13 protein-coding genes and 1 tRNA gene are annotated in these 18,267 nt (G+C 59.4%); 5 read left to right on the forward strand and 9 right to left on the reverse strand.

Annotated features, from left to right (window positions below; translation table 11 throughout):
- Positions 1–94 precede the first annotated feature (94 nt).
- From A6A03_RS10200 to A6A03_RS10235, 7 genes are all read right to left on the reverse strand, one after another.
- Complete coding sequence (locus A6A03_RS10200) at positions 95–1,039, reverse strand: response regulator (protein ID WP_066787436.1); 945 nt, start codon at positions 1,037–1,039, stop codon at positions 95–97.
- Between the two features lie 26 nt (positions 1,040–1,065).
- Complete coding sequence (locus A6A03_RS10205) at positions 1,066–2,562, reverse strand: multidrug transporter (protein WP_066787439.1); 1,497 nt, start codon at positions 2,560–2,562, stop codon at positions 1,066–1,068.
- A gap of 129 nt (positions 2,563–2,691) precedes the next feature.
- Positions 2,692–5,559, reverse strand: coding sequence for an excinuclease ABC subunit UvrA (gene uvrA / locus A6A03_RS10210; RefSeq protein ID WP_066787442.1), 2,868 nt, complete (start codon positions 5,557–5,559; stop codon positions 2,692–2,694).
- A gap of 160 nt (positions 5,560–5,719) precedes the next feature.
- Positions 5,720–5,795, reverse strand: a tRNA-Thr gene (locus A6A03_RS10215).
- A gap of 1,039 nt (positions 5,796–6,834) precedes the next feature.
- Entirely contained in the window at positions 6,835–8,946 is a 2,112-nt protein-coding gene (fusA, locus tag A6A03_RS10225; protein WP_066787447.1) for an elongation factor G, read from the reverse strand.
- Positions 8,947–9,221: 275 nt separating this feature from the next.
- Positions 9,222–9,665: a universal stress protein gene (locus A6A03_RS10230; protein WP_066787449.1), complete on the reverse strand. Its 444-nt coding sequence runs from the start codon at positions 9,663–9,665 to the stop codon at positions 9,222–9,224.
- A gap of 25 nt (positions 9,666–9,690) precedes the next feature.
- Positions 9,691–10,020 carry a hypothetical protein gene (locus A6A03_RS10235; protein WP_066787451.1) on the reverse strand — a complete coding sequence of 110 codons (330 nt, stop codon included), beginning with the start codon at positions 10,018–10,020 and terminating at the stop codon, positions 9,691–9,693.
- 651 nt (positions 10,021–10,671) lie between these two features.
- Between A6A03_RS10235 and mscL the strand changes: the two genes are divergently transcribed.
- Positions 10,672–11,097, forward strand: coding sequence for a large conductance mechanosensitive channel protein MscL (mscL, locus tag A6A03_RS10240; protein ID WP_066787455.1), 426 nt, complete (start codon positions 10,672–10,674; stop codon positions 11,095–11,097).
- 132 nt (positions 11,098–11,229) lie between these two features.
- Here mscL and A6A03_RS10245 read toward each other — a convergent pair whose 3' ends face one another.
- Positions 11,230–12,342, reverse strand: a complete 1,113-nt coding sequence (locus tag A6A03_RS10245; protein ID WP_066787458.1) for a nucleotidyltransferase family protein — start codon at positions 12,340–12,342, stop codon at positions 11,230–11,232.
- A gap of 118 nt (positions 12,343–12,460) precedes the next feature.
- Positions 12,461–13,435 carry a GDP-mannose 4,6-dehydratase gene (locus tag A6A03_RS10250; RefSeq protein WP_066787461.1) on the reverse strand — a complete coding sequence of 325 codons (975 nt, stop codon included), beginning with the start codon at positions 13,433–13,435 and terminating at the stop codon, positions 12,461–12,463.
- Between the two features lie 253 nt (positions 13,436–13,688).
- Here A6A03_RS10250 and A6A03_RS10255 point away from each other — a divergent pair, with 253 nt between their 5' ends.
- The 4 genes from A6A03_RS10255 (at position 13,689) to A6A03_RS10270 (ending at position 17,877) form a co-directional block, all read left to right on the forward strand.
- Entirely contained in the window at positions 13,689–14,636 is a 948-nt protein-coding gene (locus A6A03_RS10255) for a MerR family transcriptional regulator (RefSeq protein ID WP_066787464.1), read from the forward strand.
- 125 nt (positions 14,637–14,761) lie between these two features.
- Positions 14,762–15,766: a phytoene/squalene synthase family protein gene (locus A6A03_RS10260; RefSeq protein ID WP_066787466.1), complete on the forward strand. Its 1,005-nt coding sequence runs from the start codon at positions 14,762–14,764 to the stop codon at positions 15,764–15,766.
- A 144-nt stretch (positions 15,767–15,910) separates the two neighbouring features.
- Complete coding sequence (locus tag A6A03_RS10265) at positions 15,911–16,438, forward strand: DUF2085 domain-containing protein (RefSeq protein ID WP_066787470.1); 528 nt, start codon at positions 15,911–15,913, stop codon at positions 16,436–16,438.
- A gap of 236 nt (positions 16,439–16,674) precedes the next feature.
- On the forward strand, positions 16,675–17,877 hold the full coding sequence (locus tag A6A03_RS10270; RefSeq protein WP_082908955.1) for a S1C family serine protease: 1,203 nt from the start codon (positions 16,675–16,677) through the stop codon (positions 17,875–17,877).
- Positions 17,878–18,267 lie beyond the last annotated feature (390 nt).

Here is an 18,267-nt window from a genome sequence, read left to right on the forward strand (position 1 = left end):
GTGTCGCTATCGCTCCTGCTGACGTGTCTGGGCTGCACAGGCAAGTACGGAATGTATCAACAACATGCAGTTCGACCATTCATAACCGGTTTGGTCAGGAGCGACCATAAGCCACGAAGCTGCGCTTGCCTTGTTCGCGCGCTTGCACCAATGCTCGCTGCCGCACCTCTTCTGCCGCTTCACTCAGCTCGCGGATGTCGGCAAAGGGGCCGTCATCGTGGGTTAGCACACCGATCGAGAGCGACATCAACGGTGCTTGCCGCGTTTCACCAGTGTCATCAACAAACTCGATGTAGCCTTGTTTGCGGTGCCGGTAGTTATAGTGCAGGCCGATCTCATCGTCGAAGCGGGCGATGATGCGATCACAAATCGTCTGGATCCGTTCGGGAATGGTCGTAATGAGGAAGGACTGCCCAACCGACTGTTGGCCGATAAATTCCTCATTGCCGCCCACTTCACTCACCACTTCGTTGAGCATCAATGCCACAAAGCGCAGCACGTCTTCGCCAACCACTGCGCCGTAGACTTGGGTAAAGGTCTCGAAGCCGTTGATATGCACATTGATTAACCCCCACCGCGGCGCCGTCAGCAATTGGCGGAGCTGGTCATTGAGCAGTTCCGCAGTGGGCAAGTTCGTGACCGGATGGAGTTGATTGCGCCGGCGCGCGTCTTCGAGCTGGTTCTTGACGATCGTATGCACCTCTTCGATATCGAAGGGCTTGACGATGTAGTATTGCGCTTGCACTTCACCCAACCCGATCAGCCGGTCGCGCCGTTCGCCGCGCGCCGTCAAGAAAATGATTGGGATGTGTCGCGTGCGCGGGCTGGCGCGCAACGCCCGCCCAACATCGTACCCCTCCATATCAGGGAGATTGACGTCAAGCAAGGCCAGATTCGGCGGCGTTTTGCTGCAAATCTCGAGCGCCTGCTGGCCGCGCAGCGCAGTGTAGACCTCGTACCCCTGTGCGGTGAAGTAGATCTTCAGCAGGCTCGAAATGTCTGGCTGATCTTCAACGACGAGGATGCGTTCCTTGCTCACAATGCCTTCTCCTCGCGATGCGGCGGCTACGACCGCTGGCTCGCACTGATGTGCTCGGGCAGGCGTCCATTCCCGGCAGATTGGCTAGAACGAAGCGTTGTCATGTGTACCGGCGGCTCGTCTTCAGTGGCCGTGCTGGCCTCTGGTCGAGCCGGATCATAGTAGACGTTCGGCCAGTGGTAGATGATCCGGCGCGGTTCGCCGGTTGCTTCATCAATATCGTTCAGATCGTGGCCGGCGACCGTCTTCCGAATGAGATTTTGTTCGTTGTCAAAGATTATAACAGCATTTGATTCTATCATGCGACCGGGATACACCACAAATCCGCTGCCGAGCTTGACATTATGCCCCACTGCCGAACCGAGCACTGGCATATTGACTTCGACCGGCACGCCTTCATGGATGATCTTGATCGGTTCGCCTTGCAAATTAAAGTCAGTAAAGACGTTGTTGGCGCCGATAAAGGTGTTGCGCCCGACGACGCACAGTTGCAGCGTGCTGTTTTGTGCTACCATGCTGTTTTCCATCAGCACGGTCATAAACAGGCCGGCATTAAAGGGCAAGAAGCAGCGATCGCTGACCACGCTGAGCATGATCTGCGACCCTTGCATGATGTTGACGTTGTTGCCAATATAGCTGTTGGCAATCACGACGCCGGGGCCAATATAGACATCGTCGCCGATCACGGTCGGCCCGTGAATGATGGCCGTCGGATCGATCGAACAGCGTTTGCCGACTTTGACCAGCGCCCGTGAGGCAAGAAAGTGATTGCGCCACTGTTCTTCCAGTGGGTTGATCTTTTCCCAAAACGCTTTGAGGCTAAAAGCGATCTTGCCCGGAAACAGACGCCAGTCTTCCGCCGTCCATTTCAGGATGTTGCGCAGGCGCGCCTTGCTCATACGTGTATCAAGGTCAGCCGCCCACGAAAAGACCCCCATCAAGACGTTGGCCATCAAGACGTGCAACCAGCTCTCGATTGAGATGAACGCCCGAATCGGAATCTGATAGGTCAGATCGCCTTTGTGCGCCATGTAGCTGGGAATGCGGTAATACCCCATCTCGTGACTGAGCGTGTCTATCACCAACGGCTGCGCCTGCGCCAGATCGTTCACACCAGCGGGGAGATAGTAGAGATCAGCGACGTAATAGTCGCCTACCCGTCGAATGTGGCGCGAGAGCTGCAAGGCGTGGCGTTCGATGCTCGGATCGCCCTTGTGGCCGGTCGCCGGATTGCTTGCTTTGAACGCAATCTGCGCCGGTGTCCCGCGTTTCCGCGCCTCGCTGATGAAGGTGTCGATCAATGCTGCGTTGAAAAAGAGATTATCGCGGTAGATCAACCGCTCATCAGTGGCCGGCAGTTCGGCCACTTCAGCTAAGTGATCGATTTCAATTGCGCTCTTGCCGTATGCCTTGACTAGATCGCGTTGCAGGAGCCAAAGCGGCTTGTTGAGAATGCGCAACTCACGGGCAGGCTCAGCGAAGGGCGGTATAAGCGTTGGATCGCGTAGAATGATCCGCTCCATCGGGCGAGTCCTTTCTGCCGTTGTCGGCGCGGATGGGCCAACCGTCTTATCGTGCTGTTGTTACTATAGGTTGTAGCTCCTGTAGACACAAGGCGTACAGATTACAGTCGGATTACCACGTTTACCGCATTAGGACGCCAGTTTGCTGGCGGGTTCCATCCCCAAGCGCTGGCGTAGATAGGGTCCGGTTGGCGATGCCGGCGTGGCTGCGATCACTTCCGGCGGGCCGGCGCCGATCAAGTGACCACCCCGATCACCGCCCTCCGGCCCTAGCTCGATCACCCAATCGGCCGCCGCAATCAGATCAATGTGGTGCTCGACCACCAACACGGTATTGCCCGCATCGACGAGCCGTTGCAACACGGCTAACAGGCGCTCAATATCGGCCAGATGCAAGCCGGTGGTCGGCTCATCAAGGATGTAAAGGGTACGTCCGTTGCTGCGCCGGCTGAGTTCGGCAGCTAGTTTGATCCGCTGTGCTTCGCCGCCGCTCAGCGTTGGCGCCGGCTGGCCGAGTTTCAGATAATCTAGCCCGACATCGTGTAGCGCCTGTAACCGTTCGGCGATGGCCGGCACGCGGGCAAAGAAGTCGAGTGCCTCGGCCACCGTGAGATCGAGCACCTCGGCAATATTGAGACCGCGGTAACGAATATCCAACGTCTCTCGATTATACCGCGTTCCGCCGCAGACGTCACACGTGACAAAGAGATCGGGCAGAAATTGCATTTCGACCTGTATCAGGCCCTCACCGGCGCAGTGTTCGCAGCGCCCGCCTTTGAGGTTAAAGCTAAACCGCGCCGCATCGTAGCCGCGGGCTTTGGCTTCGTTGGTAGCGGCAAACAGGTTGCGGATCGGATCAAAAATCCGGCTGTAGGTGGCCGGATTCGAGCGCGGTGTGCGCCCGATCGGGCTTTGATCAACCACGATCACGCGGTCGAGGTGCTCGACGCCGAGCAAGGCATCGTGGTCGCCTGCCCGCGCCTTGGTGCCGTGGAGCAGGTGGCTGAGGCGCGGCGCTAGCGTGTCGCCGATCAAGCTACTCTTGCCGCTGCCGCTCACCCCGCTGACCGCCACCAAACAACTGAGCGGGATGCGCACGTCAATGTTCTTCAGGTTGTTGGCCCGGCAACCACGCAGCTCAAGCCACGGGCCATTGGCCGGACGGCGTTGGGCCGGGATCGGGATGCGCCGTTGCCCGCTTAGGTACTGGCCGGTGAGCGAACGCGGCGCTGCCATGATCTCGGCCAGCGTGCCGCTCGCTAGTACTTCGCCGCCATGCGGGCCGGCTCCCGGCCCCATATCGACCACCCAGTCGGCGGCGCGGATCGTCGCTTCATCGTGTTCAACCACCAGCACGCTGTTGCCGAGATCGCGCAGGTGGGTCAACGTGGCCAGCAGACGATCGTGATCGCGCGGGTGCAAGCCGCTGCTCGGTTCGTCAAGCACGTAGAGCACGCCGGAAAGACCGGCGCCGACCTGCGTTGCCAAACGCACCCGCTGCATTTCGCCGCCGCTGAGCGTGATCGCGGTGCGCTCAAGCGTGAGATATGGTAAGCCGACTTCACATAAAAAACGCAACCGTTGGCTGATCTCATGCACAATCGGGCGGGCGATCGTCTGGTCACGCCCGCTCAGTTCTGTTCGTTCAAGCAAGCCACTCACCCATGCCAACGCCGTGGCCACATTCATCCGATGCACATCCACAATCGAGACGCCGGCAACCGTGACCGCGCGCGCTTCTGGGCGCAAGCGCGCGCCGGCGCAAGCCGGGCAGGTGCGTGGCGTGGTGTATTGGTCGAGTGCTGATGGTTCGTTGCCGGTGCGTTGTTCGGCCAAGCGGCGGCGCAGGTTGGGAATGACGCCTTCAAATTCGGTTTCGACGCTACGGGTTTTGCCGTTGAGCTGGTAACGTAATGTGATCGGCTCGCCGCCGGTGCCGTAGAGTAACGCGCTGATGATGTCAGGCGCGAGCGCTTGTACCGGGGTTTGGGGGTTGATACCGAAGTGAGCGGCAAATGAGACCAGCACATCGCGGTAGTACTGTTGGCTGCCGGCATCGCCTTCGCGCCACGGTGCGATTGCCTCGATCAGCGGTAGGCTGCGGTCAGGGATCACAAGCGCCGGATCAACTTCGGGCACCATGCCTAAGCCATCACAGGTCGGGCAGGCCCCTTGCGGGTTATTGAACGAAAAATCGCGCGGTTCGAGCTGGCCCAGCTCAATCAGGCCGTGGTGCGGGCAGGCGTAGCGTTCGCTGAGCAACAACTCTTCGCCGTCGATGATCTGCACAATCAACTGCCCGCCGCTCAGCTTGAGCGCCGTTTCCACCGAGTCGGCCACCCGCACCCGGTCGAGCGCCGGTGTACCATCGGCGGTGCGGCGGATGATCAACCGGTCAACGACCGCCTCGATCGTGTGCGGACGGTACTTTTCCAGCCGGATCGGTTCGTCGAGATCGCGTACCACGCCGTCAATGCGGGCGCGGACAAACCCGCGCCGGCGGATTTCGGCCAGCGCCGCTTCAGCCTCGCCGTTCAGCGGCGCTAGCAACTGCACCCGCCGCTCAGCCGGCAACTCGACGATCAGATCGACCATCTGCTGTGGGGTATACCGGCGCAGCGGCGCAAAACACTGCGGGCAATGGGGTTGGCCGATGCGGGCAAAGAGCAGGCGCAAAAAGTCGTAAATCTCGGTCACAGTGCCGACCGTCGAACGCGGGTTGCGCGCGCCGCTCTTCTGGTCAATCGCAATCGCCGGCGATAAGCCTTCGATCAGATCAACATCAGGCTTTTCGAGCTGGCCGAGTAACTGGCGGGCATAGACCGATAAGCTCTCGACGTACCGGCGCTGGCCCTCGGCAAAGATGGTGTCGAACGCGAGCGAACTCTTCCCCGAACCAGACACGCCGGTCAACACGACGAGCTTGCCGCGAGGGATGTCGAGGTCGATGTGTTTCAGATTGTGTGTCCGCGCGCCGCGAATGCGTATCCAGTCCATACGTGTTGTTTGCCAACCAGACAACGCACCGCGTTGTCCTCCTGTTTTGCTATGCAGAACCTCATGGTACCACGGATTCGGTAATCTGCGATAAAAAGCCTGAGGCCCACGCCGATGACTTGCATCAACGTGGGCCTCTGCAACGCAAGGGCGCAACGGGTGGAGCCAATGGCCGGACTCGAACCGGCGACCGGCTGTTTACGAAACAGCTGCTCTACCGACTGAGCTACATTGGCGTTGTGCCATTCAGGATTGTAGTCGAAGCGGGGCAGTTTGTCAAGCGGGAAGCTGCCAACCGCAAGTATGAAGCGACAAGTGGCGCCTAGCCCTTCAGAGTTGGGGATAGCGGTATAGCCACAAAGGAACACCAAAAGACATAAACATAAACATCATATTTTTGTGTCTTTTTCATTGTTTCGTAGTTATTCCCCCTCCGCGTCCGGTGCTCTCTGCGGTAAGTATCTTGTCCTCACCCCCAGTCATGCTCCCAATGGCTCGGGTTGAGGTAGGACAGAACATTTGATTGATGACAACGGTTGATCGCTGTGCGATGCCATAACGCCCCGTGCTCCGCTCCCCATCACCCCTCCCCCAGTGGGGGAGGGGCAAGGGGTGGGGGCATCAGCCTGCGCAGCGGGCTTCGTAAGCGTAGCTCGGCCCTTGAGGGCTGGGCGAATGAGCATCGGGTTTCCTGCTCGATCAGATGGTTGTCAGCCCCTCTCTCCTGCTCGTTGAAGAGCAGACAGAACATTTGATTGATGACAACGGTTGATCGCTGTGCGATGCCGTAACGCCCCGTGCTGCGCTCCCCATCACCCCTCCCCCAGCGGGGGAGGGGCAAGGGAGTGGGGGCATCAGCCCGTGCAGCGGGCTTCGTAAGCCTAGCCCGGCCCTTCAGGGCCGGGCGAATGAGCATCGGGTTTCCTGCTCGATCAGATTTTTGCCTATCCCTCTCTCTTGCTCGTTGAAGAGCAGACAGAACGTTTGATCGAGTGCAACGGTTGATCGCTGTGCGATGCCGTAACGCCCCGTGCTCCGCTCCCCATCACCCCTCCCCCAGCGGGGGAGAGGCAAGGGGTGGGGGCATCAGTCCGCGCAGCGGGCTTCGTAACCATAGTCCGGCCCTGCAGGGCCGGGCGAATGCGGGTCGGGTTTCGTAAACGGAACCCGACCCTGATGGGCCGGGTTTCCTGCTCGATCAGATGTTTGCCCACCCCTCTCACCTGCGTACAGGAGAGAGGGGCTGCAGCCGGCCAGATGCGGCCAGCGGTTGACCTAATGGCTGTGCGCCGCTTCCAGCTCCTTCTTGTACGCTTCGACGATCTGGTTGACCAGATGCGGCGGCACCTCTTCGTAACCGGCAAAGCTGATCGAGAAGCGGCCACGGCCCTGCGTCATGCCGCGCAGATCGGTCGCGTAGCGCTGAATTTCGGCCAGCGGCGCTTGGGCATGGATCACCGTCTTGCCGTTGCCGTGCGGCATCATCCCTTGTACCCGCCCGCGCCGTGTGCTCATATCGCTCATCACATCACCGGCGTACTGGTCGGGGACGATAATCTCCATGCTGTAGATCGGTTCGAGGATAATCACGCCGGCCTTCTGCGCGGCCAAACGGAACGCCTCTTTCGCGGCGGTCTTGAAGGCGATTTCCTTCGAGTCGACCGGGTGCTCTTTGCCGTCGAAGACCGCGGCGCGCACATCAACCACCGGATTGCCCGAAATAATCCCCTCTTCCATCGCCTCGCGGATGCCCTTCTCGATCGCCGGCATAAAGCCGCGCGAGATCACGCCGCCAACGATTTCGTTGACGAATTCGAGCGGGTCTTCGCGGTTGGGATCGGGCGGCAGCGGCTCAACCCGCAGCGAGACATCGGCAAACTGGCCGGCGCCGCCGGTTTGCTTCTTGTGGCGGTACTGGGCCGTGGCCACGGTGCGGATCGTCTCGCGGTACGGGATGCGCGGCAGCTCAAGATCGATATTCACATCGAACTTGCGCTTCATGCGCTCGGCGATAATCTGCAAGTGGGTTTCGCTGAGACCGCTGAGCAAGGCCTCGCCGGTGCGCGCATCACGCGAGACGTGCAGCGACGGATCTTCCTCGATCATCCGGTTCAGCGCCGAGCTGAGCTTATCAAGATCGGCGCGGCTGCGCGGTTTGACCGTAGCAATAAAGGCCGGCGCCGGGAATTCAATCGGGCTGAGCTTCAGCGGGCGCGACGGCAAGCAGAGCGTGTCGTTGGTCTGCGTCTCGCCGAGCTTGGTGAGCAAGCCGATGTCGCCGGGGCCGACTGCCTCAACCTCAATCTGCTCTTTGCCGCGCACAATGTAGACATGCGCAATTCGCTCCTCTTTGCGGGTACGCGCATTCATCAGCGTCATACCGGCGCGCACTTCACCCGAAAAGACCCGGAAGTAGCTGAGCTTGCCGTACGTGTCAGATACCGTCTTGAAGACCAATGCCGCCAGCGGTTCGTTGCGGTCGGGGCGCAGCTCAACCTCAGCCTCGCTATTCGCATCGAGCGCGGTCGTCGTCTTGCGCCCAGCCGAGGGGATCGAGTCGATAATCCCGTTGAGCAACTGGGCAATCCCAACCACTTCCGTTGCCGAGCCGCAGAAGACCGGCACGATCGAGCCATCGGCAATGCCGGTGCGCAATCCCAACAACAGCTCTTCGCGGGTCAGCGCATCTTCACCGCCTTCGAGATACCGCTCGATCAGATGATCATTTGTTGCCGCAATTTTATCAATCAGGGCCGTGCGCCACTCGTGCATCAGCGCATCGAGTTCAGCCGGCACATCGGCCTCGACATAGCCGCCGTCGTGTTTGGGGCTGGTCAACCATGCCCGCTGCTGGCGCAGCGAGATAATGCCCTTGAAGTCTTTGCCGGCCCCAATGGGCAGATGCAGCGGAATGACCGCGGCATCGAGCACCTCGCGCGCCTGCTCGATCACGCGGTAGAAATTGGCATTCTCGCGATCGAGCTTATTCACGAACAGAATGCGGGGAACGCGCTGCTCCACCGCCATTTCCCAGAAGAGTTCGGTGCCGACCTCGACACCGGCGCTGGCGTCGAGCACGATCACCGCGCCATCGATCACGCGCATCGCCGCCGCGGCTTCGCCGGCGAAATCGGCGGCGCCGGGCACGTCAATCAAATTGATCTTGTCGCCGTTCCACTCAAGCGGCAAAACGCTGAGCGAAATAGACATCCCGCGTCGTTGCTCGTCGGGGTCGTAGTCACTGGTGGTTGACCCGTCCTCGACGCGCCCCATCCGCGGGATGGCGTGGGCCGTCATCAGCATTGCCTCGGCCAGCGTTGTCTTCCCGCTGCCGAGGTGACCGAATATGCCGATGTTGTGGATCCTTTCCGGTTCGAACGCTCGCATGGCTGTCCTCCTTGACGCAAGCCCGCGCCCGATGGGCGTGTGCTGGAAAGGAAAAAAATTTTGTTAAGAACAGATTATCAGGGTTGGCATGGTTGCGTCAAGAGGTAACAACGCAACACAACCTTTGCACAGCCAATTCACAGGCCAATCATACGTAGAGACGCACGGCCGTGCGTCTACGTAACAGTGGAGACGCACGGCCATCCTTTTCCATAGGGGGAAACGCACGGCATAGGATTCCCATCATGGGAGAGACGCACGGCCGTGCGTCTTTACTACTTGGGGCGGATGACCAGCACCGGCGTGGGTGCAACCTGCACCACCTTTTGGGTGACGCTACCAAACACCCAGCGGCTGATGCCGCTGCGGCCATGGGTTGCGATCACAATCAGATCGACATCGTGATTCTCGGCGTATTCGATAATCGCTTCCGCCGGCGGCAGCGCGCTAATCTCGGTGTGTACCTGATAGCCTTCACTCTGGAACTGCTTGGCGATCTGATTGAGATATTCTAGCGCCTCTTGCTCCATCGTGGTGATCGCGTCAGCCGTGGTCGCCAGCATGCCGCTGTAATCAACGCTGGTGGTAAAGATCGGCGGCACCGCGCGCAGCAACGTGATCTTCGCGGTGCCTTCGTTGGCGGCAAGCGCGTGGACGTGGGGCAGCACCTGCTCGGCCAGCGCCGAGCCGTCGAGCGGGACGAGAATGTGGCGGTACATTGCAACCTCCTTGTTGCTAGACTATCTAGGGGCCGATATCATCGAGCGGGCGCGGATTCCAACGCCGGTGGCCTTCGATCACCTGCGCTAAGCTGCCGTCGGCGTTGAGCAAGAGGCGGAGCGAACGGCGCAGATCGCAGCTTGGCACGGTACAGACCGACGGATCGGCCATATCATAAGGGCATTCGCCAACATTCTGGCATCGCGCCACCGAAACCGCGTAGCGCGGGCTTCCCGGCGGCCCGTCAAGGGTGCGCAAGATCAGCGGCGCGTATTGCAGATCGGGCGCAATCGTGCGCAGATGCGCGCGGGCGCGCGCGATCATCGGATGTGGCGGTCGTTTCGGTCGTGCCATAGCCTGACCCTTCCCGGCTTGAACCTAGTGCCAGCAGTCATTCTATGTACACGGTATCACAAATTCGACCAAAGAGAGGACAATAGCTCACAACCGTGTGTGAAGATTTTTGGACTAATGTTCAATCTTTGATGATTCGGTATTTTGCCTCAGTTTTCTCTATGAGGTGTATGGGTATACTGTGCTGTCTTATTACACCCACTCTCTACAACGTGAGCGGCGTTGCAAGGCAACGCCGCTCCTCAGATCACCAAGGATGGTCTCGTAACGTCGCTACAGTGCCAACGCTTTGCCACGCAATCCGTCGGGAATGGTGAGGTTGAATCGGCGGAGGCATAGTTGGCAAAATACGAATAGTTCGAGATCACCCTGAACTGTATCACACCACTCAAGACGAAGCAAGATAACAACATACGGCCCAGCAAGACAATGTTGTAACATGTATTGTCAATATTTTTGTCAGAGTAAATTTAATACTTCCATAATCTTTAAATGTGTAATTAACCATTGAATCACTACTTGACGGAAAGTAGTAACTTAATTTATGCTAAAGTCGTCGTCTGTAATGAAAAATGAGCGGATTTTCCGGTTTATGCTGCGCCAGTTGTAGGAAGACTCTTCGTGCTATGGCGCGCGCAGGAAGGGGTTCGTATGCTCAAGGAATTTCGCGAGTTTATTAGCCGGGGGAGTGTGCTTGATCTCGCGGTTGGCGTAATTATTGGCGCGGCATTCACTGCGATCATTAATTCACTGGTCAACGATATCATCAATCCGATCATTGGTTTGATCATCGGCGGGCGGGCTGATTTTCGCAATTACTTCATCCCGCTGGCTGGCCAAACCGCAACGACGCTGGCCGAAGCGCAGGCGGCGGGGCCTGTGCTGGCGTATGGTTCTTTTCTGACCGCAGTGATTAATTTCCTGCTGGTTGCCTTCGTGGTGTTTCTCATTGTGCGCACGGCCAACCGGATGCTCGCCAAGCCTGCTGAGCCAGCCGCGCCGCCGGCGCCTCCCGAACCGACGCCGAGCGAACGATTGCTGGCCGAGATCCGCGATCTGTTGGCGAAACGCTCGTAGCTTGTTCGTAATCGTGTAGCGCGAGGACACGGATACACACGGATGGATACGGATTCTCACGGTTTCGATCCGTGTAAATCCGTGTAAATCCGTCTCAATCCGTGCGAACCCGTGTCCTATTGCTCACGGCCTCTAAAACGAAATGGCCCGATCACCCAGCGCCGTACCCGGCCAGATCCGGATCCCGCGTTCGAGCCGGTTGTCTTGCCCAATCTGGCATTCATCGCTAATGATGGCGCCATCGGTCACGTGCGAACGCTCGCCGATGCGGTTGCCCGATCCGAGCACGCAATTGCGCAGCGTGGCGCCTTCTTCGATCACATTCCCATCCCACATCACCACGCCTTCGATCTGGCATTCGGGGCCGATGTCGCAGTGCGACCCGATCACGGTTGGGCCAATAATCCGTGTGCCGCGGCCAATCCGCGTGCCGTGACCAATCACTACCGGGCCGACAATTTGGGCGCTGGAATGGATCTCGGCCTCGCCTTCGACCCAGATCCGTTCGCCAATCTGCTGGCCACGGAAATGGTACTGCACTTTGCCGATCAGAATATCGTGGTGGACATCGAGGTAGGTTTGCGGTTTGCCGATGTCTGTCCAGTAGGCGCGAGAAGGAAAGCCGTACATCGGGTCGCCGGTCTGTAACACGACGGGGAAGAGACCGCGCTCGAACATATAGAACTGGTTTGGCGGCACGTAGCGGAAAATCTCTGGCTCGATCAGGTAGGTGCCGGCGTTGACGAGGTTGGTAGTAATATCTTCCAGCCGCGGTTTTTCGAGGAAGCGGCGCACCCGGCCATCACGGTCGGTTTCGACCAAGCCGAACTGGGTGGGATCATCCACCGGCGTGAGCGAGATCGTCACCTTGCTGCCGCGCTCGCGGTGAAAATCGAGCATCGCCTGTAAATCGAGATCGGTCATTACATCGCCATTGAAGATAAAGGTGGTGCCATCTAGCAAATGCTCGACATGCTTGACTGCGCCGGCAGTGCCGCGCGGTTCAGGTTCTTCGATAATGTGCAGCTTCATGCCTAAACGGGAACCATCCCCAAGCGCAGCACGGAAGCGGTCAGCCAGATATTGCACGGCGAGAATCGCTTCGCGGATGCCATAATCGCGCAAGCGCAAGAGCATCCACTCAATGAACGGCTGATTGACCAGCGGCAACATCGGTTTCGGCGTGCGGCAAGTGAGGGGACGCAAGCGCGTACCCTGACCGCCAACCAGAATGACTGCTTTCATAGCATTGTTTCTGTTGATAGGTTTGCCAACTAAACGATATCCGATACGGCTAGGCGCAGTATAGCGCCGGTAGACCACAAACAGCTTACCAATCGTTCGCGGTTTGGTGACGATTTTCTTAGCCAGCAGCCGCCAGCGCCTCGGCGCGGACTCGTTGGCGCCAGTAGGTCAAAATATCGTGCAGGGTCTCTGGCAGGGTATAGCGCGGCTGCCAGCCGGTGCGCGCGCGCAGGCGGCTCGCATCACAGACGACGAGCGGAATATCGATCGGGCGCATCAATTCAGGATTGAGCCGCACCTCGACCGGCACCGTGCATTCAGCCAAGAGCATATCGAGCAACTCGCGCACCATTACGGCCTTTCCCGACCCGACATTGTACACGGCGCCGCTCTCGCCGTGTTCGGCCAGCAGCGCGTAGGCCGCAACCACATCGCGCACATCGGAAATATCGCGTTGCGCAGCAAGATTGCCCACCTGCACGACCGGCGGTTGCAACCCGAGTTCGATGCGAGCGATTTGGCGGGCAAAGGCCGCGGTTACGAACCGCTCGTTTTGGCGCGGGCCGATATGGGTAAAGGGGCGTACCCGCACCAGATCAAGCCCATGGCTATAGTGGTATTGCAACGCCAACAGACTCTGGGCCGCTTTACTGACGCCGTAGGGACTGGTTGGGCGTAGTGGGGTATCCTCATCGACCGGCAAATCTGCGGGGTCGATTTTGCCATACTCTTCGTTCGTACCGATCACCAGCACCCGGGTGGCCATACGGTATTCGATCAAGGTCAGAAAGATGTGGAGTGCGCCGAGCGTATTGGCGGCCAAGGTACCGGCCGGATCGCGGAATGACTCAGGCACGAACGGCTGGCCGGCCAGATGAAAGATGACATGTGGCCGCACCTGCACCAGCGCGCGCATCGTCGCCTCGGCATCAGCCAGATCGGCTTGCACCAATTGCACCTTGCCGGCGAGTTCGGGCAGCGCAAGCGCAGGCGAGCGCGACAGCCCCCATACCTCCCAGCGCCCGCTGGCCAGCAAATACTCGGCAAGATGGCCGCCAACAAAACCGTTAATTCCGGTGATCAGTACACGCATAATCGTGATGGTTGCAATCAGCGCGCAGCGCTGAGATTATATCGCGAATGATTGTGCATTTTATTGACAGTGATTGTGCAACATGCTACAATATTGACAACATTGTACCACGCTTAGCGTAAGGCTTGTGCAACGCTAAATAGATTTGGGCAACGCACACGCAATTGTGAACCGTGGTACGAAATGGATCGGGTGTAAAGATTATGCGCCATCGCTACAGCACAGCTTGAGCGCTGGGAAGGGTCGCGGAACGATGGCACCGCAACATTTTCTCTCCCAATTTTCAGACAAGCCGCGATACAACACCAAGGCTGTCGCACAGGAGACAGGCGTGCCGGCCGACACCTTCCGCGCATGGGAACGCCGCTACGGCGTGCCTCGTCCACAGCGCACCGAAGGCGGCCACCGCCTCTACTCCGAGCGTGATATTGCCACGATTCGTTGGCTGCGGGATCGCACGGCGGAAGGATTAACCATTAGCCAAGCGATCGCGCTAATGGTTGACGGAAGCGAGACGAGTCTCTCGTGGCTGAATACCGCGGTTGATACGGAACCGCACACGTGGGATCGCATGCAGGCGCGGATCATCAACGCGCTGACCGATTTTGACGCCACCCGTGCCGAACAGATTCTGGGTGAAGCATTCGCGCTTTACCCGCTCGAAGATGTCTTCCTGAAGCTGATCCAGCCGGCCATGATCGAGATTGGCGAGCAGTGGCACGCTGGGCGGATTTCAGTGACCGCCGAACATTTTGCCACCCAGTTCATCCGGCGCAAGTTGTCGAGCCTGTTTAATACCTACAACGTGACCGAAGGCCGCGGATTGGTGGTAGTAGGCTGCGCTCCGAGTGAACAGCACGACCTCGGCGCGCTGATGCTGGCCGTCTTCCTTGTGCGGCACGGGTGGCAAGTCGTCTATCTTGGCCCGGAAGTGCCCGTGAAAGATCTGCTCGATGCGGTGCGCCACATTCAGCCTGATTTGGTCTGTTTATCAGCTTCGACCACCGAAACTGCCACCCAACTGCTCGAAATTGGGCGCGCATTGCAACAACTGCCGCCACCAACACCGCTCTTTGGCTATGGCGGTCGCGCGTTCAACCTCAACCCGATCTTGACGCATAAGATGCCGGGCACATTCTTGGGTCGCGATGCACAGGAAGCGGTCGAAAACGTCGCGGCACTCCTGAGTCGCAGTCGCTAATGGTGTGCGAGGAGGGCAAGCGTTATTGGCGATCCGGGCCAATAACGCTTGATTCGGGCTTGCCTGTACGCGCAAGATTGCGTATAGTACAAATAAGCGTGAATATGTGACAAAAGGAGTGCGGTGTGTCGCTGAATTCGATCTCGATCATCACGCGCGGGAACGGATTACCGGTCAGCCAAGCTCTGCCGGCTGATGAGCAGCTTGCCCAGCTCTTCCACCTCAGCGATCTGCCTGCCTCGTCGAATGCTGATGAACTCCCGCCGCCGCCGGTTCGTTCGCTGGCTGAGGCCTACGCCATCTGCGACCAGATCATCCGGCGCCATTCTAAGAGTTTTTTCTTTAGCACGCAGTTTCTGCCGCCGCCGCAGCGCCGGGCAGTGCGGGCCTTGTACGCTTTTTGCCGCACAACCGATGATACGGTGGATATGGCAACTTCTGATCCAGCTCGCGCTCTCGCTGAATGGGTGCGGGTTGCCCGCCGTCCGCGCCTTGACACTTCGCATCCGGTGCTCTTGGCATGGGCTGATACCTGCCAACGCTACAATCTCGCCCCTCACCTGATCGATGAGTTGTTGGCCGGCGTCGCGATGGATCTGACGATTTCGCGCTACGCCACCTTTGCCGATCTCTGGCTCTATTGCTACCGGGTCGCCTCGGTCGTAGGCTTGTTGGTGATCGGGATTACCGGCGCTGCTCCCGGCGCGACACCGTATGCGATTAAGCTAGGAGTGGCGTTACAGTTGACGAACATTCTGCGCGATATTGGTGAAGATGCCGGTCGCCAGCGCGTGTATCTGCCCGAAGACGAGTTGGCGCGCTTTGACCTGACTGCTGATGATATTTTGGCCCGTGTCTATGATGACCGGTTTATCGCGTTGATGAAGTTTCAGATCGAACGCGCTCACCGCTTGTACGAAGAGAGCTGGCCCGGTATTGCGCTCTTGCCGGTTGAGGTGCGCTTTGCGGTTGCCGCTGCGGCGTGTGTTTACCGGGGCATCCTTGATAAAATCGTCGCAAACCGGTATGATTCCTATACCCGCCGCGCGTATTTGACCTTGCGCGAAAAGGTGGCATGCTTGCCGCGTATCTGGTGGGATGTGCGCCGGTTGGAGAAGCAGGCCCGTTGAGGGGGTGGTCTGGTTTGTACTGGCTAGATGCTTGGGGTGGTCTGGTTTGTACTGGCTAGATGCAAAAGATGGTTCTGTGCTTGGTCACTCACCCGTCAGTGATGTTTGTACTAGATAGATGCTGTTCAAGCCTAGAATGGTTCTATGACTGCATACGCTTTGTCCACCCCGCAGCCAATCCGCCCGTGGCCACGGTGGGTATTTGATCTCTTGCTGTGGATTCTCTTTCTTGGCCCGATTGCATCACCGCTCTTCCGCGCAACCGGGTTGCCGCTAGTGAGCGATGCCGGGGTGCTGGCCCGCGATCTGCTGGCCGCCTATATTTGCCCGACGCCGGAGCGTTCGTTTTGGTTGTTGGGCTGGCCGATGGCGGTTTGCGCCCGATGCTGGGGGGCCACGATCGGTCTCTGGCTGGCGCGCCTAAGCATCGGAGAGCGTGCGCCGGCGATATTGCGCGCCTATCGCTCGCTGGCATGGCCGCTGCGGTTCATCATCGCTGCTATGCCCTTCTTGCTCTGGCCGCTTGAGATTGTTGGTCATTACAGTGGCTGGTGGTTTGCCCCCCTCTGGTTGTTGCTGCTCAATGGTGTGCAAGCCGGTTTTGCCGCGGGCATCTTCTTCGCTTCGGTTTGGCCCGGCTTGTGGCCGGTGCCGTCACGCATAGCCGGATAGTGTCTGGCACGGCGACACAACCTACAATGATGAGGCCGGCGAGAGGGGTATCCTGACAACCTCTCGCCGGTTTTGTTGCCTTTATCATGTGGTGCGGCTATGCGTCACCTATCGAGGAGTAGGTAGCCGGTTGGCGGATGCGCCGGCTGTGGGTGCGCCGAATGCGCCGGTTCCAGTATTGGGGAGGAGATTCATCTGCTCCATCCACACGCTTGATCAAGTGAGGAGATCGCCCTATGCGTTTCTGGTGGTTGATATTGTTGGCTGTCCTCTTCACCGGCTGCGCGCGCGTTGATGTGCCGGCTTCACCGGCAGCGGTTGCGCCAACGCCGACGGCGCCGCCGGTGCGCCCGACCGATGCGCCGTTGCCGCCAATCGCTTCCGCGCCGGTGGCGCCTACGGCTGAGGCTGCGTTGACTGAGTACGAACAACGGCTGATCGCGCTCTACCAACGCGCCAGCCAAGCCGTGGTGAGCCTCGATGTGGTCGTTGATCCGAGCGCCAATTTGCCGCCGGGCCATCCGCCGATTACGCCTGATGGGCCGACCGGGCAGGGTTCTGGCTTTTTGTTCGACGATCAGGGCCATATTGTGACCAACCATCACGTGGTAGACGGCGCCGTGCAAATACAGGTGCGCTTTGCCAATGGGGCGACGGTGATTGCCGATCTGATTGGCAGCGATCCTGATAGCGATTTGGCCGTGATTAAAGTGACGAGCTTGCCCGAGGGGATGACGCCGTTGCCGTTGGGTGATAGCCGGGCAGTGCAGGTGGGGCAGACCGCGATCGCGATCGGTAGCCCGTTTGGCGAGCAGAACACGCTCACGGTGGGGGTGGTGAGCGGTTTGGGCCGCACCTTGCGCGGGCCAACCCGCAGCTTCGGCAGTTTCAGCATTCCGAACGTCATCCAGACTGATGCCGCGATCAATCCCGGCAATTCGGGTGGCCCGTTGCTCAATCTGCGTGGCGAAGTGATTGGGATCAATACAGCGATTGCGGTTAGCCTCGGCGGGCGTGATTTCGAGGGGGTTGGCTATGCGGTGCCGGCGCAGACGATTGCGCGCGTGGCGCCAGTGCTGATTAGGCAAGGACGGTACGACCATCCATGGCTTGGCGTGAGTATGACCACGATTGACACGTTGTTTGCTAACCGGTTTGGGTTGCCGGTCAACCGTGGGGTACTGGTGGGGACAGTCCAGCCGAATAGTCCGGCGGAACAGGCTGGGTTGCGGGGTGGCAATACAACCGAGACGTATCGCGGTCTGCCGGTGCGGATCGGTGGTGACATTATTTTGGCGTGCAATGGCGTGCCGATCGTCTCCAGCGATCAGCTTATCGGTTTGCTTGACCAGTTTACGGTTGGCGAACGGATCGCGCTGACGATTCAGCGTGGCAACGAGCAGATCGAGGTGCCGGTGACGTTAGCGGCGCGACCGTAACTGGCAACGCTGCGGCGGCGGGCCGGCGGCCCGCGCTCCGGATGGGGGTGAAGGCGTTGCGATGCTTTGGTGTGCCTGCACCCCCAGCCCCGCTCCCACTGGCGCGGGAGAGGGGCGGACGGAACCGCTCATCTGGAACCCGGCAAAGAGCCGGGCGAGGATTACGAAGCCCGCTGCGCGGGTTGATGCCCCGCCCCCGCTGGGGTGCAAGGGCGGACAGAGCATCTGATCTGGCGCCCGGCCCTGAAGGGCCGGGCTAGGGTTACGAAGCCCGCTGCGCGGGCTGATGCCCTCACCCCCAGCCCCTCCCCCACTGGGGTGCAAGGGCGGACAGAGCATCTGATCTGGCGCCCGGCCCTGAAGGGCCGGGCTAGGGTTACGAAGCCCGCT

This window comes from Chloroflexus islandicus, from assembly GCF_001650695.1.
Classification (GTDB): Bacteria; Chloroflexota; Chloroflexia; order Chloroflexales; family Chloroflexaceae; genus Chloroflexus; species Chloroflexus islandicus.